The sequence below is a fragment of the Dactylosporangium sp. CA-152071 genome, from assembly GCF_050936335.1.
GTDB classification, from domain to species: Bacteria; Actinomycetota; Actinomycetes; order Mycobacteriales; family Micromonosporaceae; genus Dactylosporangium; species Dactylosporangium maewongense.
Window position 1 is genome coordinate 860,072 of sequence record NZ_JBNJMZ010000002.1, and the last position, 24,604, is coordinate 884,675.

Consider the following 24,604-nt stretch of genomic DNA (forward strand, 5'->3'; position numbering starts at 1 on the left):
ACGGGTAGCCCGCGTGCTCGGCGATCAGGTCGTTGACGGTGCAGCCGTCGCCGGTGTCGACGTTGGCGACCCCGGAGTCGACCCCGCCGATGACGACCGTCGGCCGGTCGTCGGAGTTGGGGCAGGCGTCGGTGCCGGGCGGCACGACGGTGAACGTCACGGTCTGCGGGGCCGAGACGTTCGACGCCTGGTCGGTGGCCCGGTAGGCGACGCTGTGCGTGCCGGCGGCGCTGACGACGACCGGAGCGCTGTACGCCGTCCAGGCCCCGCCGTCGAGGGCGTACTCGATCGAGCGGACCCCCGACTGGCTGTCGGTCGCGGTGATCGTGACGGTCGCCGGGCTGGTCCCGGTCACCGTCGCGGTCGCGGTCGGCGGCGTGGTGTCCTCCACCGGCGGCTCGGTGACGGTGAACATCACCATCCCCTCCGGCGAGCGGTTCCCGGCCACGTCCGTGGCACGGTGGTGCAGCATGTGCGCGCCCGGGGCGGTGACGGTCACCGGCGCCGTGTACGGCACCCAGGCACCGCCGTCCAGCTGCGTCTCCACGGTGGCGACCCCGGATCCGCTGTCGGTGGCGGTGACCGTCACCGTCGCGGACCTGGTGCCGTCGCCGGCGACCACGGCGGTCACGGTCGGCGGCGTGGTGTCCACCGGCCCGGGTTCGGTGACGCTGAACGACACCGACCCGGTCGCCGACGTGTTGCCGGCGACGTCCGTGGCGCGGTACTGCACCGAGTGGTCGCCGGCCGCGGTCACCACCACCGGCGCGGTGTACGGCTGGAAGCTCGTGTCGTCGAGCTGGTACTCCACCGACGCCACCCCTGACCCGCTGTCGGTCGCGGTGACCGTGACCGTCTTGGCGAAGGTGCCGGTGACGGTCGCGGTGACCGTCGGCGGGGTGGTGTCCCCACCGCCGCCGCCGGTGACCACGAGCTCGCCGACCATCAGGCTGTGCCCGGGGATGGAGCAGAAGTAGCGGTACCGGCCGGGCGTCAGCGTGACGGCGACCTCGTGCCGGCCGTTGCTGGCGTCGAACGGGTTGGCGAGGATGTTGACGCTGACGTCGTGGTTGTACCCCTCCGTCGAGGTGTCGAAGGTGAGCGTGTGCGGCATCCCGGTGGTGTTGCCGGTCGCCGCGCTGTTCTCGAACACGATCGTCGCCGGCCCGGCCACCGCCTCGGTGGGCGCCGTCTTGTAGCGGGTGATCTCCCCGTCGGTCGTCCAGGTGAGGACCTGGTCGGCGGCACGCGCGGGCGAAGGTCCGACCACGAGCATCGGCAGCAGCGCCAGAAGCACGCTCAGAAACACACGACGCGCCATCACAGCGACCTCACCCGCAGGTTGCGGAACTCCATGACGTCGGTCGTGCCGTGATTCTGCAGGCCGAGGAAGCCGCTGGTGAACTGCCGCAGATCCGTGGACGGGTCGCCGGCGCGGGAGGACTGCTTGCCGGGCGTGTTGTCGAACTCGTTGATCACCACGCCGTTGCGCGCGATCGTGTAGTGCTGCCCGACGACGCGGACCTCATATTCGTTCCACACACCTTTCGCGGTCGCGCCCCCGGTCGTCGGCACCGGGTCGAAGTTGTAGATGGATCCGGTCTTCTGCGGTTCGCCGGTGTCGCCGTCGTACAGCTGGATCTCGTGCCCGCAGTAGATGGCGACCCAGGCCTGGGACGTGCGGGCCGAGCCGACGGTCCCGCAGCTGCCCGCCGGCCGTTGCTCCAGGGGTGTCCGCGGGTCGGGGAACCGGGCGAAGACGCCGCTGTTGGCGCGGGCCGTCCCTGGGGCCATGTCCCGGAACTGGAGCTTGAACGAGAAGTCCCCGAATTCGCGGGCGCCGTACCAGAGCATCCCGAGCCCGCCGTCGGTGCGCAGCGTCCCGTCGGCCTGGAGCACGAACTGCCCCGACGGCGCCTGCACCCATCCGCGCAGCGACTCGGGGGTGCCGTCGAAGATCGCGTCATAGCCGGTGTTGCCGGTCCGTCCGATCGGTCCGGCGGCCGCGGTACGGGTGAGCGTCCCCGCCTCCCGCCCGTTGAGCACCCCGGCGGCAACCAGGCGGTCGGCGACCGCGGAGACGTGCCGCACGAAGCCGTCGTGGTCGGCCCAGGTGCTCTCGTCGTCGATGAGGTCGTCGATGGTGCAGTGCCCGCCGGCGGTGCGGTTGGCGACGCCGGTGTCGGTGTCGCCCAGGCGGACCGTGGCGCCGCTGTCCGGCACGGCACAGTCGACGTCGACGGTGGTGCGCACCTCGACCGTCGCCCCGCCGGCGTACGTGACGGTGAGTTTCGCGGTGTACGAGCCGACCTTCGCATACGTGTGCCGCGGGTTCGCCTCGGTGGACGTGCCGCCGTCGCCGAAGTCCCAGCGCCACGAGACGCCGCCGGAGCGCAGGCCGTTGAACGCGTAGGTGAGCGGCTTGTTGTGCACCGCCACCGCGCTCACCGCCGGCACCGGGGTCGCCGGGCCGCCCTGGTACGCCACCCGGATCAGCTTCTGGTTGGGGTGCAGGCTGAAGAAGCCGCCGCCGTAGTCGAGCATGTACAGGGCGCCGTCCGCGCCGAACTTCGCGTCCATCCAGCTCTGCAGCCGGTTGTCGCCACTGCCGGACGGGATGATGGCGCGCAGCGACTCGGCGAAGACCGGCGGCGCCGCCGCGGCCACCCCGGCCGGGTCGACGGTGACCGCGATCCGGTTGCTGGCGTTGGACTCGTCGCCGATGAACCACTTGCCGTCCCAGTACGCCGGCCACGCGACGCCGCTGTTCTGGTTCACCAGCTCACGGTGGTAGCTGGGGCCGGACATGACCGCCTGCCCGCCGCCGCGCAGGTAGGGCTGCGTGTAGGTGGCGTCGGCCGCCACGTACGTCGGGACGCCGCTGCCGTCGGCGCGCAGGGGGAAGACCGGGCCGCCGCCGTCCGGCGAGTACCAGATCATGTTGTTCTTCACCGGCGGCAGGTCGACCAGGCCCGTGTTGCGGGGCGAGGTGTTGCGCGGGTGGGCGCAGTCGTACCAGCCGGTGAGGACGGTCGCGTCGGTGTCGCTGCGGTCGCGGTACGGCTGCCCGTTGCCCATGCAGTACGGCCAGCCGTGGTTGCCCGCCTCGGTGATGATGGTCGCCGTCTCGTACTTGGCCGGGCCGAGCGTCGGGCTCGGCGCCGCCGCGTCCGGGCCGACCCACGCGGCGGTGAGCCAGTTCCGGACCGGGTCCCACTGCAGCCGGGCGATGTTGCGCACGCCCATCACGTAGATCTCGGGGCGGGTCTTGTCGGTGCCGGGCGCGAACAGGTTCCCGGACGGGATCGTGTACGTGCCGGCGGGCTCCGGGTGGATGCGCAGGATCTTGCCGTTGAGGTCGTTGGTGTTGCCGGCGGTGCGCCGCGCGTCCTGGAACGACGTGCCCGCGAACTCGGCGGTCCAGTTGTTGCCGGAGTAGCCGCTGGAGCCCTCGGAGGAGTTGCTGTCGCCGGAGCCGACGTACAGGTTGCCGGCCTCGTCGAACGCCATCCCGCCGCCGGCGTGGCAGCAGCTGTGGATCTGCACCGGCCACTGGATGAGGTCCTTGCGGGTGGCCTGGTCGATGCTCTGCGCCGCCTTGTCGAAGGTGAACCGCGAGATCGTCCGCTGCCCGATCCTGGTCTCCCGGTTGATGGAGGCGTGCGGCATCCAGTACACGTACAGCCAGCCGTTCTGCGCGAAGCCGGGGTCGGCGACGACGCCGAGCAGCCCCTCCTCGTTCTTCACCAGCTCCGAGCCGCTGCCGCGGTTGCCCATGACCGGCAGGGTGGTCAGCAGCTTCACGGTCTTCGCCGCCGGGTCGTACCGGTGGATGGTGCCGCAGCCGAGACCGACATCGGGGTTGGCCCAGTCGACGACCGGCCCGCTCGGGCAGGCGGCCTTGCCGACGTAGAAGATCGACCCGTCCGGGGCGACGGTCAGGCCGTGCGCCTCGCCGATCTGGTCCAGCTGCCCGGTCTGGTTCGCGGCGGTGAGCCGCTCGACGCGGTAGTTGGCGGCGATCGTCGCCTGGCAGTCGCCGCGCTCGACGCCGGTGGTCCAGCGCAGCGCGCCGCCGAGGTGGGCGCGGAAGTCCCGCTCGGCGTAGCTGCCCTCGGTGTGGCCCATGCCCGTGTAGAAGGACCGGCCGCCGTCGTAGTCGCGGCACCACGACACCGGGTGGAATGGGCCGTTGGCGCCGGCGCCGGCGACGTGCTTCCACTCCTCGACCTGCGCGACGGTGTGCACGGTGCCGACCGGGTTCGGTTCCCAGTTGTACCAGCGGTCGGAACGGGTCAGCTTCAGCGGCAGCGACGCGGTCGCCGGGTGCTGCCGGTCCAGGACGTCCACCACGCCGGCCTGCACGACCGGCGGCGCGGGCGGCTCGGCGGCACCGGCGAAGAGGCGCAGGTCGGCGAGCTGGATGCTCGGCTCGCCGCTGTTGGCGGCGATGTTCAGCCGGTACCGCGGGTACACCGTGGTGTTGGTGATGTCGAACCGGCGGGTCTGGAACCGCTCGGCGAACGTCTGCCCGGTCCGCCGGTCCAGGTCGACCCAGGTCTGCCCGTCGGTGGAGCCCTGCAGGGTCCAGTCCTTCGGGTCGCGGCCGGGGAAGTCGTTGGCCGACGTGAGCGCGTAGCCGTTCACGGCCGCCGGGGTGCTCAGCTGGTACGCCACCCAGCCGGTCGTGGCGAACGTCAGCCACTTGGTGCCGGAGTTGCCGTCGGTGAGCTTCTCCTTCGTCTCGTTCGGCGGGTTCTCGGCGCTGGCGGTCACGGCGCTGACGGGCAGCGCGTTGGGGATCGCCCCGACCGGGCGGGTGCCGATGAGCCCCGTGAACCAGGTCGAGTCCGGCTGGGCCTTGGCGGCGTCGCCGATGCCGAGGAATCCGTTGCCGGCCTTGACGTAGGCCTGCAGCGCGGTCTCCTGGTCGCGGCTGAGCACCGCACCGGCGGCGGAGAGGAAGACGACGCCGCGGTACTTGGCGAGGTTGTCCGCGGTGAAGACGGCCGGGTTCTCCGACTCGGTCACCTCGATGCCGCTGTCGGCTCCTACCTCGGCGATCTCTTGGGCGGCGCGGGCCACCGGGTCCAGTTGCTCGGTGGCTGGGCCGTGGAACAGCAGGACCTTCGGCTGTTCGGCGGCCGCCGCGGGCGGCGCGGCCGCGGCTTCGGCTGTGAAGGTTGGTTGGGCGGTGTTCAGCAGGGTCAGCGCGACGGCGGCGGCGACCGTGCGCCGCCATTGGGTGAACCTCATCAGGCTCCTTCGTCGGTGGGTCGTCAGCCGCCGTGCACGTGGCCGTGCGGCTGGGCTGCCGCTGCGGCGGCGGGGTCGTGCGCGTGGCCGTGGAAACGGTCGATGGCCTCCTGGGCGCCGGGCGGCATGCTGCCGTCGGCGTTGCGCACCAGGAACAGGCCGGCCATGCCGGTGTCGGAGTGGGCCTGGACGTGGCAGTGGTACATCCACGCGCCCGGCCCGACGCCCTCCCCGGCGAGCACCTGGAACCCGAACGAGCTGCCCGGGTTGAGGTCCTTGTTGTCGATGACGAGGCTCGGGTCGGCGGGGCCCTCGAGCATCCCGGTCCGGTTGTCCGCCCACCGGTGGGCGTGCAGGTGGAACGTGTGGAAGAGGCTGCCGTGGCCGATGGCGGTCCACTCGACCCGCTGCCCGAGGTTCGCCTCGAACATCGGCGTGTCCGGCGCCACCTTGTTGTTGATCTGCATGTCGTTGAACACGACGGTGAACTGCTTGTCGGGCAGGATGTCGCCGCGGCGGCGGACGGTCAGCGCGCCGTACAGCCCGCGCGCCACGCCGCCGGTGCCGTGGTCGGTGCCCATCGCGTGGTCGTGGTAGTGCCAGTAGCCGGCGCTGCCGGGCATGAACCGCCGCCCCGCCGCGGCCGTCATCTCGTGCGAGCGCCAGGTGTAGGTCCTGGTCTCGCCGGGGTCGTTGAACGAGGCGTGCAGCGGGCTGCCGTCGGACTCGGTGCTGTAGTCGACGCCGTGCGGGTGGATCGACAGCCGCTGGTTCGTCGTGTTGACCAGGGTGACCTCGAGCGTGTCGCCCTCGTACATCTCCAGCGTCGGCCCCGGGACGGTGGCCTGTCCGGGGGCGAGCCCGTAGCCGTACAGGTTGCCCGGCAGCATCTCGGCGTAGATCGTCACCTTGCGGGTCGCCCCCACGGCCAGCGCGGGTAAGCCCTGCTGCGGGGAACGGGCGAGCGCGGGCGTCAGCGCGGTGCCGAGCCCGGCCGCCGACGCCGCCAGAGCACCTCCCACCAGCATCGATCTGCGCGACGTACGTCGACGGAACATCCATCCCCCTCCGCTCTCTCGCGAGGGGCCGTGCGCCGGGCAGGGTCGATCACCACCCGGCATCCCCGTCACGAGACATAAATCGACTTCTGTCGATTAACTGCCAACTTATGTACGGGGCGAGCAAAAGTAAAGACTTGTATCTACAAAGAAGGCACTCTATGAACAGAAGTCACTGTAGTGCACGAACCGGACACCGGGATATGTAAAATCTTGCCCTAGCCAGCAGCCGGCGAACCCCGGCAACCCGGTCGACACCTGCGCGGAATCCGGGCGGCAGGTCGGGCGCGCCGGGCTACCGGACTCGAACCGGCTCACACCTTGCGGTAGTCAGCAGCAGGTGCTGGTAACGGACTTCCCATCCGCCTTTGCCCGGCGCGCTCGCCAACCTTACTGCTGGCCGCCGATCGGCCACTTCAGGCAGCCGGCGACAGCCACGCTCCGGAGTGCGGCCGCCAGCCGGTCGCGGGCGTCGGTCTGGGCGGCGATCCGCTCGTTGAGGACCGCCAACCGGTCGTGCGCGACGCGCAGGCCCGTGGGCGAGGGCGGCGCGGCGGCGACATCGCCGTCCAGGCATGGCAGGAACACACGCACGTCGTCCAGGGTGAGCCCGGCGGCCAGCAGATAGCGGATGTTGCGGACCCGCACCGCGGCCCGTTCGTCGTACACGCGGTAACCGTTGGAGGCGCGCTCGGAGGAGATCAGTCCGGCCTGCTCGTAGTGCCGCAGCGCACGAGCGGTCGTCCCGGTCGCTTCGGCCAGCTCACCGATCCGCACCATCCCCACCTCCGTGGCCACTCTTATCACGCCACGACCGCTCCGCCGTCGACCGGGAGCACCACGCCGGTGACGAACGAGGCGGCCGGTGCGGCCAGTTGGGTGATCGCCCAGGCCACCTCCTCCGGGCGGCCGATCCGGCCCAGCGGGGTGTGTGCCAGTTGCCATTCCCGGACTGCGGCCATCCGCTCGGGCGTCAGGCCCTGGTGCTCGCCGATGGGGGTGTCGATCGCGCCGGGGGCGACCGCCACCACCCGGACCCCGCGGGGTGCCAGCTCGACCGCCCAGCTGCGGGTCAGGAGCTCCAGGGCGGCCTTGGTCGCGGCGTACACCGAGTTGCCGGGCCAGGCCCGCTGCCCCACCGACGTGCTGACGTTGACCACCACCCCGCCGGAGGCCTCCAGCAGCGGCAGCGCGGCCTGGGTCACCAGGATCGGCGCGACGAGGTTGGTGGCGACCTGCGCCGCGATCTGCTGCGGGGTCAACCTGCCGAGGACGCCGCCGTGGACGATGCCGGCGTTGTTGACCAGCACGTCGAGCCGGCCGAACAGCTCCGTCACCGACCGGGCGATCCGCTCGGGCCCGTCCTCGGCGGTGATGTCGGCGGGCAGCGGTGTGATCCGGCCGTGCCCGGCGGCGGTCTGCCTGAGCGGTTCGCCTCGCCGGCCGATCGCCACCACGTGGGCGCCCTCGACGGCGAAGGCGCGGGCGGCGGCCCGCCCGATGCCGGTGCCGGCCCCGGTGACGGCGACGACCCTGGCGCTCTGCGATGCGGTGGTGTCCATGGCGGTCATCGTGCAACCCTGCCGCCTACGGCAAGGTCAACGCCGCTGCGGCGAGCGGCGCCCGGTGCCCGCTCGCGCGGACTCCGCGGGCACCAGACGAGTGCGATACTGCCGCTGCTCCCGTTGCGCGGGGTGCGGACGGTGGAGTGCTGGGAGACAGTGGACCGATTCTGGACCGCCGTCGTCGCATGGTGCGACGAGCAAGGGGTGGCGCTGGAGTCGGGTGCGTCGCTCCGCGCCGTCGAGCATCCTCGCCTGCGGTCGATCATGTGGCCGTCGTGCCGGAGCCTCGCCGACGGGCGGCAGGTGAGCGTTGCCGACGTGTTGGCGTACGAGCTCGCGGTCGGCGTGCCGATGCCCGGCTTCGGTCACCGTCCGACGGCGTGAACGGCACTGACCATCGCCACGCCCGACCCCTGAGGCATCCCCGACACGCTCATGATGGCGGCGGCCGATCGATGACATCCACCCGAAGGGTCTCGACGGAGAACCCCAGAACGGGATGCTCGGCCGGGCTGCCACCCTCGACGTCCATGGACGGCGTGGATCACCCGCTTTCGCGGCATGCCGTTGTCTTGGCGGGGCATGCCGTCGAGGTAGCGCGCAGTTGGCCTGGGGGTCTCATGTCGCAGTTGCTTGTCACGTCGTACGGCGATCCGCGCCGGTCCGTGTCGCTGGAGCGCACGGACCACCCGGCGCTGGGGACCGACGACGTCCTGGTCGAGATGGAGGCCGCACCGGTCAATCCGTCCGACCTGCTGCTCGTCCGTGGTGACTACGGGATGCGGCCGTCGCTGCCGAGCCCGCTCGGCGGCGAGGGGGTGGGTCGGGTGATCGACGCCGGCGGGGGCGCGGGTCAGCACCTGGTCGGGCGGAAGGTGGTCATTCTGCCCAACTACGAGCAGGGCACCTGGGCGGACCAGGTGACCACGGGATACCGCAACGTCGTGCCGATCCGGGAGGACGGCGACCCGCTGCAACTCGCCATGCTGCCGATCAACCCGGCGACCGCGTACCTGCTGCTGCACAAGTTCGCCACGCTGGCTCCCGGCGATTGGGTCGGCCTCAACGCCGCCAACTCCGCTGTCGGGCTGTGCGTCATCGCCCTCGCCCGGCTGCGGGGCTTCAAGACGCTCAACATCGTGCGGCGCGAGGCCGCCGCCGAGACGGTGCGTGACGCCGGCGGTGACCGGGTGATCGTCGCCGGGGACGACCTGCCCGCGCAGATCGCGGACGCACTGGACGGCGCGGAGCTCGGTCTCGCCCTGGACGCCACGGCCGGCCGAACCGTCGCCGACCTCGCCGCGGCGCTGAGGTTCGGCGGTACGATCGTCAGCTACGCCTACGCGACCGACGCGCCCCCAGCCGTCCGCGCCCACGACCTCATCTTCAACGAGGTGACGCACACCGGGTTCTGGCTGCTCAACTGGCTGCGCCACGCTCCACGCACCGAGATCGAGCAGACCTACCGGGCACTCAACGACCTCGTCGCCGACGGCGACCTGACCGTCCCGGTCGACGCGACCTACCGCCTGGACGAGTACCACGAGGCGATCGAACACGCGATGACACCGGGACGCAGCGGAAAGGTCCTGTTCACGTTCGCCTGAAGTTCTGAGGGCCGGCTGGCGCCTCACGCAAGCAAACGCACCTGGGGGCGTGGCAGGGACCTGTGGTCAGGGGGTCGAGGAGGGTGGGAGGGCGAAGACGTCGCCGATGCGGAAGCAGTCCCAGCCGGCGGGCAAGGGGTCCGGTTCGTCGATGACGGCCTGGGCGCGGAAGCCGCCGGCTTCCAGGCCGTCGGCGGTGTGGTCGGCGAGGCGGGCTTCGAGGGCTTCATCGAGGCCGGCGTGCTCCAGCACGGTGAAGATGGCGTCGGAGGCGCAGGTGACGATGGCGGCCGCCTCCTCGGGTGTCGCGTCTGGGTGCAGGTCTAGGTGGAGCCGGCGGGCGGCGGCGAGGAGGCGGGCGGCGTCGGTCACGGTGAAGTCGTAGCGGAGGCGGACGGACAGGTGCATCCCGTCGCGCAGCGGGTCGTCGCCGTCGATGGAGAACTGGGCCTCGTCCATCGCGTCACGATAGCCGCGGGGCTCCGGTGTAGCGGAAGGTGTTGGAGGCGCGGCGGGTGAAGCCGAGTCGTTCGTACAGGCGGATGGCGGAGACGCGGTCGGGGCGGGATGTCAGGTCGATGCTGCGGGCGCCTTCGGTTTCGGCGAGGCGGAGGGCTTCGCGGATGAGTGCGGCGCCGGCGCCGTGGCCTCGGGCGGACTCGTCGACGACGACGTCCTCGATCCTGGCGCGCAGGCCGGTCGGGACGGGGAACGTGACCAGCGTCAGCACGCCGACGATCCTGCCGTCGACGCAGGCGGCCAGGATGTGGTTGCCCGGCCAGATGAGGAGTGCGTCGAGGGCCGCGGCGTCCAGCGGCGCGGCGGAGGCGGACAGCTGGGGCAGCAGGCGGGCGAATGCCTCGACCGTCTCTTCGGTGGCGGCGGCAATGCGCTCGACAGCAACGTCCATGGCAGCACTCTAACGACGGACGGTCCGGCCGCGGTCAGGGTGGTGTTCGCCAAGCCATCGGCCGCCGGGACGCCTCAGCTCCGGCGGGATCGCGGCCGGGCGGCGTTGAGCGTCAGCGCGATGGCGAGCATTGCCAGGCAGGCGATTCCGGCGTACAAACCCCAGCCAGGGCCTTGCGGGACCAGGCCGCCCTCGACGCGGAAGAGGTGGTCGGGGTCCAGGCCCGGCGTCGTGAACGGGTCGCCCCGCTGGATGTACGCGGTGGCGGACAGCTCCGGCGCGGCATCCGGCTCCGGTAGCGGCGGCGGTGGCTGGATGCCGCGCCACTGGTGCACGCACAGGACGATCGGTGCCAGGCTGGCCAGTGCGAGCAGGCCGCTGACGCGGCCCGGCACCTCGCCGCGCGTCAGACGCCACCCGGTCCAGGTCACGGCGACGAGCAGTCCGATGGTGACGGCGACCGGCCACCAACCCGAGGTCTCCCACGCGGTGACGGAGCCGGTCCCGCCTTCGGCGAGCGCACCACCGTCGGCGATGTCCAGGGTCCACCACGGGGTGAGGCTGCTGACCAGAACCAGCGCCCCGGCGGCGGGCACCAGCCAGACCTGCCAGCGCTGAAAGCTCACGGCACCGCCCCCGATCCGGCACCCGGCCGATGCGACCGACCATACGCGCGCGGCCGGCCGGCACGTGGGGATACGACTGGAGGTCCTGGCGTACGTTGGGGGCGTGGGCGGGGAGGCGGAGGCGCGGCGGTTGTTCGACGCGTTCCGGGACGAGCTGTGGGGGCAGCGGCACCGGGACAGCGACTTCACGCCGGCGCCGCATGAGCCTGACCTGAAGCTGCGGGAGCTCGTCGACGGGGCGGGGGTGGCGGCGGTACCGCTGCTGCTGGACGCCATGAGCGGGGACAGCGATCTGCGGTACTGGGCGCTCATCGGCCTGCAATGGGTGGGGCCGCCCGCCGGGTGCGCTGCGGTGGCCGCGCTCGTCGGAACGCCGTCATCGCGGCCTTCGCGAATTACGGCGAACGAGGGAGGGCACTGATCGGGGGCGAAGGGGCCGTGCGGCGGATCGAGGACGCCGACGACGCGTTCCTGCGCGGGCGGATCGAGACCACGCTGGGCGGCGCGTTCGACGCGTACGCCGGCATCCTGCTGGTCGAGCCGTCGGCGCACGCCGCGTTCCAGCTGGCGTGGATCGACCGGGCATACGGCGCACCCGTCACCGCGGCGCGCGTCGCCTGGATCCGCGGGCTCGGCTTCGCCGGCGAGGACCTCCGGGCCGAGGTCGCGCGGCCGGTGCAACGGCCGCTCGAAGGGCTGCGCATCGAGTGGGACTGCGGCCAGCTCGGCACTGCTGCCCACCGACCCGGTGAACCTGCTCCTGGCACTGCCGGCGTTCGGCGAGGGCGGCGACCCCGACCCCGTGGCGGCCGCCCTGTGGGCTGTGGGCGCGACCACGTCGGTCGACGAGCTGGCCGCCGAGCTGCTCGCCCACCGGTTCTACGGCCGCTAAATTCGGGTCGTGGATTAAGGTTGCTTTAGATCTCTGTCGGGCACGGGGCGGCGGCGCCTACGATCACGGCGGTCGTGCACCGTCCACGCTCGTGGGGAGTCATCCGTTGTCGTACGCGTCGAACCACGGCGTTCCCTGGCGGCTCGGCCGGAGCAAGGTGGTGATGGCGGCGGCGGGCCTGATCGTCGTGGCCGGCGCGGCCGTCGTCTACCTCACCACGTCGCCCGGATCGGCGAAGCCGTCCTCGGTTGCGGATGCGTCGCCGGTACCGGCGGAATCCGGCGCTGTGATCGGTGCGGCGCCCGCGCCGTCGGGGTCCGCGTCGGCCGCCGCGAGTGCGAGCGCTGGAGCGTCGAAGTCCGCCACCGGCAAGGCGCCCGCGACGGGCTGGCTCCCGGTGGACGCCGCGGCGTGGAAGGCGCAGGTCGACGCGTACCAGGCGCTCAAGACCGACCCGGTGCCGGCGGGGGTGGGCAACCTGGCCGAGTTCCGGGCGGACTGCCAGTACAGCCACTCCCTGGCCGACGACCCGATCGTCTTTCCCGGGCTCGCCGGCTCGTCGCACATGCACTCGTTCGTCGGGAACAAGGCCGTCACCGCTGACACGACGCCCGAGGATCTGACGAAGTTCACGGCCACGACGTGCAAGCCGGTCCAGGACCACTCCGCGTACTGGGTGCCGACGCTGTACGACGCCGCGACGAACAAACCCGTCGAGACCACCGGCTTCCGGGTCTACTACCGGTCGCTGATGAACACGTCGGCCGGTCAGCTGCCGATGCCGAACGGCCTGCGGATGATCAGCGGCGACGCCACGAAGTGGCAGCCGACGCCGCGCGGGGCGCAGGGCCAGTTCTACTGCGCCTTCTACGGCCCCGGCGACCTCGACGGCGTCGCGCGCAGCACCAACGGCAACTGGCCCATCTGCGGCGGCGACGCCACGCTGCACTTCATGATGCAGTTCCCGGACTGCTGGGACGGCAAGCACCTGGACAGCCCCGACCACAAGGACCACGTCAAGCACGGCTCGGGCAACGCCTGCCCGGCCAGCCACCCGGTGAAGATCCCGGCGATCACCTTCGACATCCAGTACGGCGCGAAGGGCACCCAGCAGGGCTATTACCTGTCCTCGGACAAGGAGGGCAGGAGCGCCTCCTCGATGCACGGCGACGCGTTCGTGATGTGGGACGCCGCCACCATGAACAAGCGCACGAAGAACTGCATCCTGCAGCGCCGTACCTGCGACAACAACGGCTACCAGCAGTAGGGCGGCGGCATCGGTTAGGCTCTCCTTACTTCGCCACAGGGGGGATGGCCGTGCCGTTCGTGAACGTCGGTGCCGTGACGCTGCACTACGAGGAGTCCGGCAGCGGCGACGCCGTCGTGCTGGTCGCCGGCACCGCCGCGCGCGGCCGCACGTGGCGGCTGCACCAGGTGCCCGCGCTGGTCGCCGCCGGCTACCGGGCGATGACCTTCGACAACCGTGGCGTGTCGCCGAGTGACCCGGCGAAGACCGGGCTCACCGTCGACGACCTGGTCGCCGACACGGCCGGCCTGATCGAGCGGCTCGTCGGCGGGCCGTGCCGGCTGGTCGGCTCGTCGATGGGCGCGCACGTCGTGCAGGAGCTGCTGCTGGCCCGGCCCGACCTGGCCACCCAGGCGGTGCTGATGGCGAGCCGGGGCCGCGCCGACGCGATGTCCCGGGCGCTCGCCGCCGCCGAGCGCGCACTGTACGACGAGCGCGTCCACCTCCCGGGCGTGTACGACGCGACGACGCGCGCGGTGCAGAACCTGTCGCCGAGCACGCTGCAGGACGAGCAGGCGGTGCAGGACTGGCTCGACCTGTTCGAGATGTCGCCGGCCGACGTGACCGACGCCGGCCTGCGCCCGCAGCTCGACGTCGAGCTCGACACGGACCGGCTCGGCGCGTACCGGCGGATCGGCACCCCGACGCTGGTGCTGTCGTTCGCGGACGACGTGATGGCGCCGGCGGCCCGCGGCCGTGAGCTCGCCGACGCGATCCCCGGCGCCCAGTACGCCGAGATCCCCGCCGCCGGCCACTACGGCTACCTGGAGCAGCCCGACGCCGTCAACGACGCGATGCTGACGTTCTTCAAGGGCTGAGCAAGGCTGATCAGCGCACCACCAGCTGCACCAGCAGCAGGTGACCGGAGTGCGTCTCGACCTCGAACATGCCGGTCGTGTCGGCGCGGAACTCCAGCGTCGCCGGCCGGCCCGCCTCCAGCACGGCCTTGCGGTCGTAGCCGTGGACGTGCAGCTCGTCGGGCACGTCGGAGGTGACGGTGAGCCGGATCGTGCTGCCCTTGCCCACCTCGACCCGGCCGACGGGCGGCTCGACCCGGCCGCCGGTGATCGACACCGTGATCGACCGGTCCTGTGGTGGTGTTTCGCCGGTACCGCCGCGGAACAGCACCCAGGCGACGACGCCCGCGGCGATCAGGATGGCGACGGCGACGAGCCGGAAGACGGCGTCGCGCGACCGGGCGGGCGCGACCTCGGTGGTGGTGGGCACGGCGGGTTCCTCACGGGAGCACGACAGGGCAGGGCCCGGAGCGCCGCGCACCGGTAGCCCGCCCCGGCCGCCGAGCCGGGGATGCGGACGGGCGTAAGCCTAACGGCCCGCCCGCGTCCCGGCGAGGGTCACTTGATGCGGCGCCGCCGCTGCCAGACCGCGATGCCGGCGGCGACCACCGCGGCCGCGCCCAGCGCCGCCCACAGCAGCCCGGCGTTGCCGCCGCCGTCGTCGTCCTTGGCGGCCGGCTCGGCGGCGGCCGGCGACGGCGCCGCGCTGGAAGGGGCGGCGGACGGCGAAGGCGAGGGCGACGGCGCCGCGCTCGTCGGGGCCGGCGCGGCGTTGGTGAACGTGAACCTGCCCTCCAGTGGGTGCCCGTCGCCGGCGGCCGTGCGCCACACGACCGTCACCGGACCCGGCGGCAGCGGCCGGACCGCCTGCGTGAGGGTCTTGTTCACCGATCTGGGGGTGCCCTCGCTGTACGAGACGCCGTCGGCACCGGTCACCTCGACGGTGCTCGCCTGCTGCTTCACCATCTCCGTGAACGTCAGCGTCACCGCGGCGACCGGCGTGCTGACCGTGGCACCCGCGGCCGGGTCGCTCTTGGTGAGCGTCGTGTGGGCCCACGCCGGGGCCGGCGGCAGCAGGATGAGGAGCGTCGCCGCGGCGGCGGCCAGGGTCGCGCGGAGCGTCGCGTGCAGTCGCATGCGCCAATCCTGGCATGGGGCGCGGCGCGGACGTGGAAGCCGGTGGTCACAGCGGGCCGCATCCACTGTGACCACCGGCGCTCATGGGGTACTACCTGCGGAAGACGAACCAGTCGACGTTGACGAAGTCGGCCGGCTGGCCGCTGCTGAAGCGCAGGAACACCGTGTGCCGGCCGGTGACCTGCGACGTCAGGTTGCCCGGGATCTCGCGGAAGCTGCTCCAGCCGCCGGTGTTGGCGACGGCGAAGCTCGCGACCGGCGCGTTGCCGACGTTGTCGAGGCGGACCTCGACGGTGCCGCTGACGCCGCCGGCGGCGCCGGAGGAGACGCGGGCGAGGAAGTCCTTCGGCGTGGTGGTGCCGAAGTCCACGTTGTCGTAGCGGGCCCAGTCACCGTTGGCGAGGTACCCGATCTGGTCGCTGCCGGGCACGACGCCGGACTGCGCGTTGTAGGACTCGGCCTGGATGGTGCTGTAGGCGCTGCGGCCGCCGCCGGTCTGGGTCGCGGTCGGGGTCGGGGTGGCGGTCGGGGTCAGGGTCGGGGTCGGGGTCGAGCCGCTGCCCTTGGTGTACACGGCGACGTAGTCCACGAGCATCGGCACGCCGGACGCGGTGCTGCCGGTGGGGGTGGAGTAGCCGGCGACGCCGTTGGGGAACGAGCCGCCCATCGCGACGTTGAGCAGGATGAAGTAGCCCTCGTGACTGGTCATGCCCGACCAGTACGAGCCGACCTGGTTCTGGTTCACGGAGAAGAACTGGACGCCGTCGACGTACCAGCGCAGCACCTGCGGGCTGACGCTCGCGTCCCACTCGATCGCGTACGTGTGGAAGTTGCCCTGGCAGGCGCTGGTCGGGCAGGTCCGGGTCCCGCCGAGGCCGGTGGTCTCGTTGCAGGGGCCGCCCGGGTTGACGCCGCAGTGCAGCGTGCCCCAGACCTGGTTGACGCCGTTGACGTTCTCCATGATGTCCAGCTCGCCGATGCCCGGCCAGTTCCAGTAGTTGCCCCGGTACGGCGAGCCGAGGGCCCAGAACGCCGGCCAGTAGCCCGCGGCGGCGGCACCGGAGACGTTCGGCATCTGCAGGCGGCCCTCGATGCGCATGACACCGCCCGACGGCGGTTTGAAGTTCGTGCGGCGCGTCTCGATGCGGGCGGACGTCCACTGCCCGGAGCCGGACCTGATCGGGGTGATCCTCAGGTTTCCGGAGCCGTCGAGGGCGACGTTCTGCGTGCTGGTGGTGTAGCTCTGGATCTCGCCGGTACCGAAGTTGGCGGGCCCGCCCGCGTACTGGGTGCCGGTGGTGAAGAGCCAGTTCGTCGACGACGGCAGGGTGCCGGCCGAGCCGGTGAAGTCGTCGCTCCACTGCAACGTCCAGCCGGACGGGGTCGACGGGACGGCGGCGTAGGCGTTGACGGTGACGGCGGCGGTCGCCACCAGGACGGCCGCGAGGGCCAGGGGGCGCACAGCAGGGGGCATTGGCGGAAACCTCCAAGAGCGGGGGGTGTCTCGTGAGAGCGCTCTCAAGCTTTGTAGCGAGCGTGCGATCCTGGTGTCAATGACTGTTTCCGCTGTTCAGAGTCTTAACAGAAGCACCTGTCGGGTGGCTGCGCTTCGCGTGAGAGAGCGCTCTCTATGCTGGTCGCGGAGCGGATGGGTCCGCGGCGCAACCGGTACCGCAACCGGTCCCAGATCCGGTGTTCCCGCCCGGTTCGACGAATGCCGCCGCCACGGTTGCCGATACGGAGGGCGGAGGTGGCTGGTATGGGCGCGGGCGACGGTGCGGTGATCGGTGTGCTGTCGCCGTTCGTCGGCGGCGCCTACTACGGCACGATCCTCGCCGGGATCAGCGCGGCTGCCGCCGCGGCCGGCAGCCGCACCGTCGCCGTGCAGACCCTCGACGCCGCCGCGGACATCGCCGTCAACGGGGGCACGCCGACGTTCACCGCGCCGGTCGCCTGGGACCACATCGCCGGGTTCGTGGTCCTCGCCGACGCCGTCACCGGCGACTACCTCGACCGGCTCCACGCCGCCGGGAAGCCCGTGGTGCTCCTCGGGCACCGCGCCGGCCGACCAGACCTGACCGCCGTCGTCGCCGACAACAGCGCCGGCGTCCGCGACGCCGTCACGCACCTCATCGAGCACGGGCACCGCAGGATCGCGTTCACGGGGTACGTCGCCGCCTCCGACATCGCCGAACGCCACCACGCCTACACCGGGACCCTGCTCGCCCACGGCATCGAGCCCGACCCCGCGCTGTTCCTGCCCGCCACCGACAACCTCGAGAGCGGCGTCGCCGGGGTCGACCCGCGGGTCCTGCGCAACACCGCGACCGCGATCGTGGCGGCCACCGACCGCAACGCGACGGGGCTGCTGACCGCGCTGACCGCCGCCGGGTTCGCCTGCCCCGACGACCTCGCGATCACCGGCTTCGACGACATCGAGGTCGCCGCGTACCTCAACCCGAGCCTCGCCAGCGTCCGCCAGCCGCTGGCCGTGATGGCGGCCCGCGCGGTGGACCTGCTGCTGCGCGCCGTCGCCGGAGCGCCGCTGCCGCCGGGCGCGCAGCGGGTGCCGACCGCGTTCGTGCCCCGCGGGTCCTGCGGCTGCTCCGACTCGGTCCTGCGGCTGCCCCCGCCGGTCGCGGATCCCGGCCCGGCCCGGCTCGCCGAGCGCCTCGCCGCGCTGCTGCCGCCGGGTGCCGTACGGACGGGCGAACACCTCACCGTCCTCGCCAAGGCCGTCGACTCGGTCGTCGACCTGGCCGGCGCGGCGGCCTCCGGGCGACCCCCGGACCACGCCGGCGCGACCGCCGCGCTGCTCGCGCTCTACGCCCTGCAGGCCCAGCCGGAAGGCCTGCGGATCGTGGCCCGCGCCGTGCAGGAGTACGTCCAGCAGGTGCCCGCCGCCGACGTCGCCACGGCCCGGCGCCTCGACGGCTGCGTCCAGGAGCTGATCCTCGCCGTCGTGCGGGTCCGGCAGGTGGCCGACTTCGGCGACCGGTGGCGGCTGCGCTCCACGGTCGGCGCCCACTACGACCTGTCGATGGCGCTGCTCTACAACCGCCGATCCGACCCGCGGGACCTCGGCTGGCTGTCCGTGACCCCGGCGACCGCCGGCTCCCTCGGACTCTGGGCCGCGGCAGGGCGGCTCGACGTCACGGACGGCTGGCGCCGCCACCCCGGCCCGGCGATCGGCGGCGGCACCCTCGAGGTGCGCGCGTTCCCGCCGGCCGGGCTGATCGACGCGGCCGGTCCCGGCGAGACGGTCTTCGTCGTGCCGGCGAAGGTCAACGCCAGCGACCGGGGCCTGCTCGCGGTCGCCGGCGTCGTGGAGAGCCAGGTCGAGGACGGCCGCGAGCTGGTCAACCAGTGTGCGGCGCTGCTCACCGTCGGGCTGGACCTGCGGGAGCAGGAGTCGCGGCTGCGCCGCGCCGCCCTGTCCGACCCGCTCACCGGCCTGCCCAACCGGGCCGCGCTCGTGGAGACCCTCTCGCGTGCCGTCCGCGCCCCCGACCGCCGCTTCGCCGTGCTGTTCCTCGACCTCGACGGCTTCAAACAGGTCAACGACCGCCTCGGCCACGCCGCCGGCGACGAGCTGCTCGTCTACGTGGCGGAGCGCATCCGCCGGTCGCTGCGCACCGGGGACATGGCCGCCCGCTTCGGCGGCGACGAGTTCGTGGTGTTCCTGGCGGAGGCGGAGCGACTGGACAGCATCGCCGACCGCCTCCGGGCGTCGATCGCCGCGCCCTACACGGTCGCCGGCCAGCTCGTGCGGATCGGCGTCAGCATCGGCTGCACCCCGTGCGGCGACCGCGCCACCGCCGACGAGATCCTCTCCGCCGCCGACACGGCCATGTACCAGGCGAAGACCGCCGCCCGCTGAGGACGCTACCCGCCGCCGAAGCCCTGACAGGTACCGTCCTCGTGCACAATGGCGACACCACCAGCAACGGGCGTCGTTCGAACCAACCCGGGTGGACCGGGCATGTGCGGCCAGCGGAGGCGTCACCGTGCGGGAAGAGCATCCGATCGACAGTCTGGTTGTCGTGGTCGAAGGAGAGGCATCCGATGCGGTCAAGGCCGCGCTGCGTTCGTCGGCGGACGAGCTCGCCGGCCGCCGGTCTTGGCTTCTCGGACCGCCTGAATTCTGCGACGAGCCGGGAGGAGTAGTCGGCGCCCGCATTTCTGGATTGGCGCTGTACGTCCACTCCACCCTGCCGCCGTGGGGCGAGGAACTGGACGGCCAGGTGCGCCGGGCCCACCTGGAAGAAGTGAACGAGGTGATGGGCGAAGTCGGCCGGATCTCGGAGCGGCGCAACGTGTCGTTCGATGTCTACTTCGGCCCGGAGCTGGTCGGATCGGTCGAGGACGGTCGGGTGGACGACTCGCTCCTGATCGGACTCGTCGGCGGCTGGGAGGCCGCCATCGACGGATCCGAAGGCCACAGCTCCTGAAAGCTGCGGCTCCATCGACGTCACCGGGGTGATGCGGTCGCCGTCTGGCGGGTGAGCTGGATCGGGCGACCGTCGGCAGGGACGTCGGCGTGCTGACGCTGGTCACCTTCCCCGTCCCGACCGGCCTGCGCGCCAGGATCGAAGACGTCGTCGTCGACGAGTCCGCCCGAGGCCACGGCGCCGGCGCCGCACTCATCCGCGAAGCCCTGCACCTCGCCGAAACCGAAGGCGCACGCAGCGTCGACCTGACATCCCGCCCCGACCGCGTCTCCGCCATCCGCCTGTACGAACGACTCGGCTTCACCCGCCGCGCCTCCAACACCTTCCGCTACACCGGAGCCCCGCGGCTGTCGTGACGCGTCCGGGCAGGTCGTGATTGCACGCCACGCTGAACGGATGCCGGACGGCGCCGGAGCAAGTGGAGTTGGCACGTATGTTTCGCGAGCCGGTGACCTTGGCCTCTTCCCACTGCTTGAAGTACCAGTAGACCGTCTGCCATGGCGGGAAGTCGCGTGGCAGGTACCGCCAGGCACAGCCGGTGCGGACCACGTACAGAACAGCGTCCACAATGGATCTTCGTGGATGCTTTTCTGGCCTACCAACGCGTTTGGGCGCTGGGAGCAGCGGCCCGACCAGCGCCCACTGCTCGTCGGTCAGGTCTGAGGGGTACCGCCAAGCCGCTCGTACCGCGGTCGGTAGTCCAGCGTGCCCCATTCGTGCGTGACGGTGTCGTGGTCGTCGCGCGAGTACGCGTAGGGCGTCAGGTCCGCGAAGTAGGTCACTGAGGCAAGATACGGCGTTGGGTGTGCCTGTGCGACGGTGTCCGCGCTGTCAAGAAATTTCGGAAGGCCGCAGGAATATGCCGCTTTCACGGTACGTGTCGCGAATCCGGCGTAGCGTCGACACGGGCTGCTCATCCTCCCTTTCGTCGCCGCCATGAAGACACCGAACGTAGGATCGCGCCGCCGGCGTGATCTCCATTTCGAAGACTCGGAGCAGATTTTCTTCGTCACGCTCACGAGGAGCCCTGATGGAATCAAATGCGACCTGGAGCGCGCGGATTGTAGCGTCCCCGACGCGAACCGCCTCGAGCCGCATTCCGGCGTCAGGATGCCCTCGGGCGATTCTCTGCAACCGCCGTCGAAGCTCTGTCATCCACCGCTCCTGAAGGCCTGCCCATTCGCTGTTGAGATCAGACGGCGTGCCATCCGCAGACAGCACGGGAAGGCCAAGAGCCAACACGCCTGCATCCAATGTCAGGGTTGCGACATCAACGATCACATTGACCGCCTCGTCATGCCACTGTCTACGGTCTGCCCGCCGTTCTTCCGCAGCCCTGGTGATGGTCTGGACCTGCAACAGCACTAACCCTCCCGCAAGGGTAAGAACCGCAGTAAGCGCCGCGGCGGCAACCGCTCCCCAAGTCATGGCCCAACTGTTGCACCGACGGCACCACTTGGCGAGCGTCAATCACTTCGGGGGCACGCAGTCAAGTCTTTAGCGCTTCGATTGGCGTTGGATGTCACTGGGGCGGCCGCGTAGCAGTAGGGGCGCTACCAGTACCGTGGCGGCTCCGGCGGACGCGATGGCCAGGGCCGGGGAAGTCAACTCCGCGACGGTGCCCAGAAGCAGGGGGCTGAGGCCCTGCAGGGCCATCATGCCGGTGGAGAGCAGGGCGAAGAGCTGGCCGCGGCGGGCTTCGGGGGCGGCGGCGAGGAAGGCGCGTTGCAGGCCGAGGCCGTACGCGAAGCCCGTGCCCGCGATGACGAGCAGCGCCGCCAGGACCGGGAGTGGTGGGGCGGCGAGCACGGCGATGAGTGGGGTGCCGAGCAGGAGCAGGAAGGGACCGGCGAGGCGTTCGCGCAGGGTGGGGCGGAGGAAGCGGCCGGCGACGAAGTTGCCCAGGAGCATGCCGGCGGCGGGGGCGGCCATGAGGACGGCGCCGGAGCCTGGTGGGAAGCCGCGGCGGCCGGCGTACGCGACGAGGAGGGCCTCGGCGCCGGCGGCGAACGCGGACGGCAGCCACTGGGCGAGCAGCAGCCGGCGGATGGTGCGGTCACCGAACAACGCCGACGCCCCGGCCAGACTGTCCCTGACAGCGCCGCCACGGGAATGGACGGCACCGCCACGGGGACGGACACCTCCGCCGCCTGAGCCGAGGCCGAAGCGGACCAGCACGGCGGCGGCCACGTGGCAGGCGGCGGCGAAGAGCAGCGCGTGGCGGGGTCCCGCGGCGGCCACCGCGACGCCGCCGCCCGCGAGGCCGAGCAGCTGGGCGGCGGAGGACGACATGTTGGACACGGAGCGGCCGAGGACGTAGGCGTCGCCGGTCAGTTGGTCGGCGATGACGCGGGCCGCCGCGCCCGCGAACACCGGCGTGCCGCACGCGACCACGGCGACCAGCGAGAGGCTCGCCGCGACCGGTAGGTCGAGCAGGCCGAGCGCGGCCGCGAGGAGGGCCTCGACCGCATACCCGGCGACGATGAGCGGCCGCGGGCGCAGGCGGTCGGTCAGCGACCCGAGCAGCAGCCCGCCGACGACCTGCGGCAGGAAGCCCGCGCCGAAGGCGAGCGCGCTGAGCAGCGCGGAGCCGGTGCCGGTGTAGACCAGGACGGACAGCGCGAAGATCTGCAGGGAGTTCGCGCCGATCGCCAGGGTCCGCGCGACGAACAGGGCACGGAACGACGGCTCCGCGAACACCTCGCGGTACGTGGCCGGGCGGTCGACGACAGTCATGCGCACCAGCCTGCGGGCGAGCGGGGAACGGCACGAATGATTCGCCACACAGCGTAAGGTCGAGGGCGTGCTGCGGTTCGTGGTGGGTGCGGAGGACCTGGTGCGCACCAGGTTCGCGCTGTCGCCGGTCTTCGAGCTGCACCACCTGATCCGCGCCCTGCAGAGCCCGCACCCGCAGGGCGTGCCGGAGGCGTGGCTGGCCCGGCTGCGGCCGCGGTTCACGGAGCTGGCCGGGCGGCACGGGGCGGGGCTCGCGGCGATCGACGCGCTGCACACGCCGCGGGCAGGCGCGACGTTCTTCTCCCCGCCGCCGCGGCTGCAGACCATCGAGGACGACCTCGCCACGATGCGCGCCGCGCCGGCGGACGGCGTACGGGCGGAGATCGACTTCTATCTGCGGCACCGCCGCGACGTGTCGGACGCCGCGCGGGCGGTGCTGGCGGCGCCGGACGCCCTGGACAGGCTCGCCGACGTGCTGGCCGCGGCCTGGACGGCGCTGCTCGAAGACGACTGGCCACGGCTGCGGCTGCTGTGCGAGCGCGACGTCGTGCACCGCGTCGGCGAGCTCGGCCGCGCGGGCTGGGCCGCCGCCCTCGCCGGGCTCCACCGGAAGGTCCGCTGGCGCGACGGCGGCATCGACCTGCACGTCCGCAGCAGAGGCGAGATCGCGCTCGGCGGGGACGGGCTGCTGCTCGTCCCGTCGGTGTTCGTGTGGCCGGAGATCGCCGTGTACGCCGACGACCCCTGGCCCAAGGCGATCGTCTACCCGGCCCGCGGCGTCGGGACGCTGCTCGAGCACGGGCCGCCCGAGCCGCCCGCGCACCTGTCGGCGCTGCTCGGCCGGTCCCGGGCGCTGCTGCTGGCCACCCTCGGCGACCCGGCCAGCACGAGCCAGCTCGCCCGGGCGTACGGCATGGCCACCGGCGCCGTCGGCGACCACCTCGCCGTCCTGCACCGATCGGGCCTCGTGCACCGCGCCCGCTCGGGTCGCTCCGTGCTCTACCGCCGCACCCCGCTCGGCGACGCACTCGTCGCAGCGCCGGGATAGCGCCGGCGGCGTCGGTATCTGAATGCTTGTGAAGTGGGTGTAACGCATGGGGTGTTGGTGGACATGGAGAGGATCAAGACATTCGGCACAGTCACTTGCCCGGCGCAGTTTCGCGTTCGACGGGTCGGTGACCGGAATCGGCGCCACCGATGCCGCGACAGGCATGTTTCGTCCGGTGACGTTCAAGGTTCACCGATGGTTCCGGGGCGGCTCAGCCGAGAGCGTCACCGTCGGACTGCCGAATCCGACGGGTGGCGTCAGCCTGGAAGTGGCGCTTTTCGGGATCGGATCACGGCTGCTGGTCTCCGGCGAGCCGCGTTTCGGTGGCACGCCGTTGACCGATCCGGTGGCCTGGGCCTGCGGGTTCACTCGCTGGCACGACGCGGTCGACGCCGAAGTGTGGCAGCAGAGTTTCAACTGAATCCGGCCGCCCGGCCGGTCTCGGCCCGCACCGGGACCGGCCGGGCGGCATCGACTACTGGGAAGGGTCGCGGCCGATGAAGGCCAGCAGCCGGGTCTGCGCGTCGGCGTCGGCGGGGACCTCGACCCGCGCGCCGTAGTGGCCGCTGCTGCGCAGCACCTCGTCCATCGGCAGCATGCCCTCCAGCATCACCGCGCAGCGCTGCGGGTCGAGCCGCTCGTCCTGGCCGGTCGCACGGGCCAGGTCCCACGTGTGCAGGAACACGTCGGAGGTGTAGAACTGGCTGATCGCCGTGGCGACCGGCAGCTCGCCGATGTGCGGGTTGGACAGCATCCGGTCGGCGCTGGACGGGTCGTCCAGCAGCGCCTGCACGGCGTCGGTGTGCACCTGCCAGGCGGCGACCGGGTCCTCGGCGACCGGCGGCCCCTTCGGCAGGTCGATGCCCGCGCCGGCGCGCAGGAACCCCGGCAGCCATTCAACGAGGTGCCCGACGACGTCCCGGGCCACCCAGCCCTCACACGGTGCCGGTCGGTCCCAGCCGCCGGCCGGCACGCCACGGACCCGGTCGGTGAACGTGCCGGCGATGCTCCGGTGTTCTTCCGCTGCAGTCATCCGGCCACGCTAACCCGTCCCGCCTGCCGGCGTCGGCCCATCGACGAGATGGCAGCCGTTCGGGGGCCGGTGGTCCAGGTGCGTCGAGGCACGATCGGCCGGGCACCGTATCCGCTCGGACGATCACGCCGGCCATCGACCGTGACAGGGTAACCACAACCGGTCACCCGGGATGGGAGGGC

General features: G+C 72.0%; 25 protein-coding genes and 2 pseudogenes. 11 read left to right on the forward strand and 16 right to left on the reverse strand.

The window, feature by feature from the left end; all coding sequences use genetic code 11:
- Positions 1 to 102: 102 nt before the first annotated feature.
- The 5 genes and pseudogenes from ACQEVZ_RS44065 to ACQEVZ_RS44085 form a co-directional block, all read right to left on the reverse strand.
- A pseudogene (locus ACQEVZ_RS44065) lies at positions 103 to 1,321 on the reverse strand (cupredoxin domain-containing protein); the annotation flags it as partial.
- Positions 1,321 to 5,256 carry a ThuA domain-containing protein gene (locus ACQEVZ_RS44070; protein WP_433379147.1) on the reverse strand — a complete coding sequence of 1,312 codons (3,936 nt, stop codon included), beginning with the start codon at positions 5,254 to 5,256 and terminating at the stop codon, positions 1,321 to 1,323. The gene ACQEVZ_RS44070 and the pseudogene ACQEVZ_RS44065, both read right to left, overlap by 1 nt.
- Positions 5,257 to 5,279: 23 nt before the next feature.
- The gene (locus ACQEVZ_RS44075; protein WP_433379150.1) at positions 5,280 to 6,278 is read right to left on the reverse strand and encodes a multicopper oxidase domain-containing protein; all 999 of its coding nucleotides are present in this window, start codon (positions 6,276 to 6,278) and stop codon (positions 5,280 to 5,282) included.
- A gap of 426 nt (positions 6,279 to 6,704) precedes the next feature.
- Complete coding sequence (locus ACQEVZ_RS44080; RefSeq protein ID WP_344506799.1) at positions 6,705 to 7,094, reverse strand: MerR family transcriptional regulator; 390 nt, start codon at positions 7,092 to 7,094, stop codon at positions 6,705 to 6,707.
- Positions 7,095 to 7,117: 23 nt separating this feature from the next.
- Entirely contained in the window at positions 7,118 to 7,876 is a 759-nt protein-coding gene (locus tag ACQEVZ_RS44085; protein ID WP_344506801.1) for an SDR family NAD(P)-dependent oxidoreductase, read from the reverse strand.
- A gap of 159 nt (positions 7,877 to 8,035) precedes the next feature.
- Between ACQEVZ_RS44085 and ACQEVZ_RS44090 the strand changes: the two genes are divergently transcribed.
- Positions 8,036 to 8,263: a hypothetical protein gene (locus ACQEVZ_RS44090; protein WP_433379155.1), complete on the forward strand. Its 228-nt coding sequence runs from the start codon at positions 8,036 to 8,038 to the stop codon at positions 8,261 to 8,263.
- A 236-nt stretch (positions 8,264 to 8,499) separates the two neighbouring features.
- Complete coding sequence (locus ACQEVZ_RS44095; RefSeq protein WP_354901965.1) at positions 8,500 to 9,486, forward strand: zinc-dependent alcohol dehydrogenase family protein; 987 nt, start codon at positions 8,500 to 8,502, stop codon at positions 9,484 to 9,486.
- 66 nt (positions 9,487 to 9,552) lie between these two features.
- Here ACQEVZ_RS44095 and ACQEVZ_RS44100 read toward each other — a convergent pair whose 3' ends face one another.
- The 3 genes from ACQEVZ_RS44100 to ACQEVZ_RS44110 all read right to left on the reverse strand — a co-directional run bounded on the left by ACQEVZ_RS44100 (position 9,553) and on the right by ACQEVZ_RS44110 (position 11,022).
- Positions 9,553 to 9,945, reverse strand: a complete 393-nt coding sequence (locus ACQEVZ_RS44100; protein WP_433379158.1) for a hypothetical protein — start codon at positions 9,943 to 9,945, stop codon at positions 9,553 to 9,555.
- A 4-nt stretch (positions 9,946 to 9,949) separates the two neighbouring features.
- Positions 9,950 to 10,396, reverse strand: a complete 447-nt coding sequence (locus tag ACQEVZ_RS44105) for a GNAT family N-acetyltransferase (protein ID WP_433379161.1) — start codon at positions 10,394 to 10,396, stop codon at positions 9,950 to 9,952.
- A 74-nt stretch (positions 10,397 to 10,470) separates the two neighbouring features.
- Positions 10,471 to 11,022, reverse strand: coding sequence for a hypothetical protein (locus ACQEVZ_RS44110; RefSeq protein WP_433379164.1), 552 nt, complete (start codon positions 11,020 to 11,022; stop codon positions 10,471 to 10,473).
- A 103-nt stretch (positions 11,023 to 11,125) separates the two neighbouring features.
- Here ACQEVZ_RS44110 and ACQEVZ_RS44115 point away from each other — a divergent pair, with 103 nt between their 5' ends.
- From ACQEVZ_RS44115 to ACQEVZ_RS44130, 4 genes are all read left to right on the forward strand, one after another.
- The gene (locus ACQEVZ_RS44115; protein WP_433379167.1) at positions 11,126 to 11,443 is read left to right on the forward strand and encodes a hypothetical protein; all 318 of its coding nucleotides are present in this window, start codon (positions 11,126 to 11,128) and stop codon (positions 11,441 to 11,443) included.
- Positions 11,444 to 11,770: 327 nt separating this feature from the next.
- Positions 11,771 to 11,914, forward strand: coding sequence for a hypothetical protein (locus ACQEVZ_RS44120; RefSeq protein WP_433379170.1), 144 nt, complete (start codon positions 11,771 to 11,773; stop codon positions 11,912 to 11,914).
- Positions 11,915 to 12,020: 106 nt separating this feature from the next.
- The gene (locus tag ACQEVZ_RS44125; protein ID WP_433379173.1) at positions 12,021 to 13,181 is read left to right on the forward strand and encodes a DUF1996 domain-containing protein; all 1,161 of its coding nucleotides are present in this window, start codon (positions 12,021 to 12,023) and stop codon (positions 13,179 to 13,181) included.
- A gap of 50 nt (positions 13,182 to 13,231) precedes the next feature.
- On the forward strand, positions 13,232 to 14,038 hold the full coding sequence (locus ACQEVZ_RS44130) for an alpha/beta fold hydrolase (RefSeq protein WP_433379176.1): 807 nt from the start codon (positions 13,232 to 13,234) through the stop codon (positions 14,036 to 14,038).
- 10 nt (positions 14,039 to 14,048) lie between these two features.
- Here ACQEVZ_RS44130 and ACQEVZ_RS44135 read toward each other — a convergent pair whose 3' ends face one another.
- The 3 genes from ACQEVZ_RS44135 to ACQEVZ_RS44145 all read right to left on the reverse strand — a co-directional run bounded on the left by ACQEVZ_RS44135 (position 14,049) and on the right by ACQEVZ_RS44145 (position 16,628).
- A complete protein-coding gene (locus tag ACQEVZ_RS44135; protein ID WP_344506819.1) occupies positions 14,049 to 14,447 on the reverse strand; it encodes a hypothetical protein in 399 nt (132 codons plus the stop codon).
- Positions 14,448 to 14,575: 128 nt separating this feature from the next.
- Complete coding sequence (locus tag ACQEVZ_RS44140; protein ID WP_433379180.1) at positions 14,576 to 15,154, reverse strand: copper resistance CopC family protein; 579 nt, start codon at positions 15,152 to 15,154, stop codon at positions 14,576 to 14,578.
- A 91-nt stretch (positions 15,155 to 15,245) separates the two neighbouring features.
- The gene (locus ACQEVZ_RS44145) at positions 15,246 to 16,628 is read right to left on the reverse strand and encodes a carbohydrate-binding protein (RefSeq protein ID WP_433379183.1); all 1,383 of its coding nucleotides are present in this window, start codon (positions 16,626 to 16,628) and stop codon (positions 15,246 to 15,248) included.
- 285 nt (positions 16,629 to 16,913) lie between these two features.
- On the opposite strand from ACQEVZ_RS44145, the gene ACQEVZ_RS44150 reads away from it, so the two are divergent.
- The 3 genes from ACQEVZ_RS44150 (at position 16,914) to ACQEVZ_RS44160 (ending at position 19,961) form a co-directional block, all read left to right on the forward strand.
- Positions 16,914 to 19,034, forward strand: a complete 2,121-nt coding sequence (locus ACQEVZ_RS44150; RefSeq protein WP_433379186.1) for a diguanylate cyclase domain-containing protein — start codon at positions 16,914 to 16,916, stop codon at positions 19,032 to 19,034.
- A 127-nt stretch (positions 19,035 to 19,161) separates the two neighbouring features.
- Complete coding sequence (locus tag ACQEVZ_RS44155) at positions 19,162 to 19,605, forward strand: hypothetical protein (RefSeq protein WP_433379189.1); 444 nt, start codon at positions 19,162 to 19,164, stop codon at positions 19,603 to 19,605.
- Between the two features lie 56 nt (positions 19,606 to 19,661).
- Positions 19,662 to 19,961 carry a GNAT family N-acetyltransferase gene (locus ACQEVZ_RS44160; protein WP_433386061.1) on the forward strand — a complete coding sequence of 100 codons (300 nt, stop codon included), beginning with the start codon at positions 19,662 to 19,664 and terminating at the stop codon, positions 19,959 to 19,961.
- A gap of 94 nt (positions 19,962 to 20,055) precedes the next feature.
- On the opposite strand, the pseudogene ACQEVZ_RS44165 reads toward ACQEVZ_RS44160, so the two are convergent.
- The 4 genes and pseudogenes from ACQEVZ_RS44165 to ACQEVZ_RS44180 all read right to left on the reverse strand — a co-directional run.
- Positions 20,056 to 20,319 (reverse strand): annotated as a pseudogene (locus ACQEVZ_RS44165) (transposase); the annotation flags it as partial.
- On the reverse strand, positions 20,259 to 20,387 hold the full coding sequence (locus ACQEVZ_RS44170; protein ID WP_433386238.1) for a hypothetical protein: 129 nt from the start codon (positions 20,385 to 20,387) through the stop codon (positions 20,259 to 20,261). The pseudogene ACQEVZ_RS44165 and the gene ACQEVZ_RS44170, both read right to left, overlap by 61 nt.
- Before the next feature lie 49 nt (positions 20,388 to 20,436).
- A complete protein-coding gene (locus ACQEVZ_RS44175) occupies positions 20,437 to 20,970 on the reverse strand; it encodes a hypothetical protein (RefSeq protein WP_433379192.1) in 534 nt (177 codons plus the stop codon).
- A 132-nt stretch (positions 20,971 to 21,102) separates the two neighbouring features.
- Positions 21,103 to 22,341 carry an MFS transporter gene (locus tag ACQEVZ_RS44180; protein WP_433379195.1) on the reverse strand — a complete coding sequence of 413 codons (1,239 nt, stop codon included), beginning with the start codon at positions 22,339 to 22,341 and terminating at the stop codon, positions 21,103 to 21,105.
- A 67-nt stretch (positions 22,342 to 22,408) separates the two neighbouring features.
- Here ACQEVZ_RS44180 and ACQEVZ_RS44185 point away from each other — a divergent pair, with 67 nt between their 5' ends.
- Together ACQEVZ_RS44185 and ACQEVZ_RS44190 are read left to right on the forward strand one after the other, a co-directional pair.
- The gene (locus ACQEVZ_RS44185; RefSeq protein ID WP_354901989.1) at positions 22,409 to 23,389 is read left to right on the forward strand and encodes an ArsR/SmtB family transcription factor; all 981 of its coding nucleotides are present in this window, start codon (positions 22,409 to 22,411) and stop codon (positions 23,387 to 23,389) included.
- Positions 23,390 to 23,516: 127 nt separating this feature from the next.
- Complete coding sequence (locus ACQEVZ_RS44190; RefSeq protein ID WP_433379199.1) at positions 23,517 to 23,810, forward strand: hypothetical protein; 294 nt, start codon at positions 23,517 to 23,519, stop codon at positions 23,808 to 23,810.
- Positions 23,811 to 23,864: 54 nt separating this feature from the next.
- Here ACQEVZ_RS44190 and ACQEVZ_RS44195 read toward each other — a convergent pair whose 3' ends face one another.
- Positions 23,865 to 24,422 (reverse strand): TIGR03086 family metal-binding protein, encoded by a 558-nt coding sequence (locus tag ACQEVZ_RS44195; RefSeq protein ID WP_344506844.1) that lies wholly within the window; start codon positions 24,420 to 24,422, stop codon positions 23,865 to 23,867.
- Positions 24,423 to 24,604 lie beyond the last annotated feature (182 nt).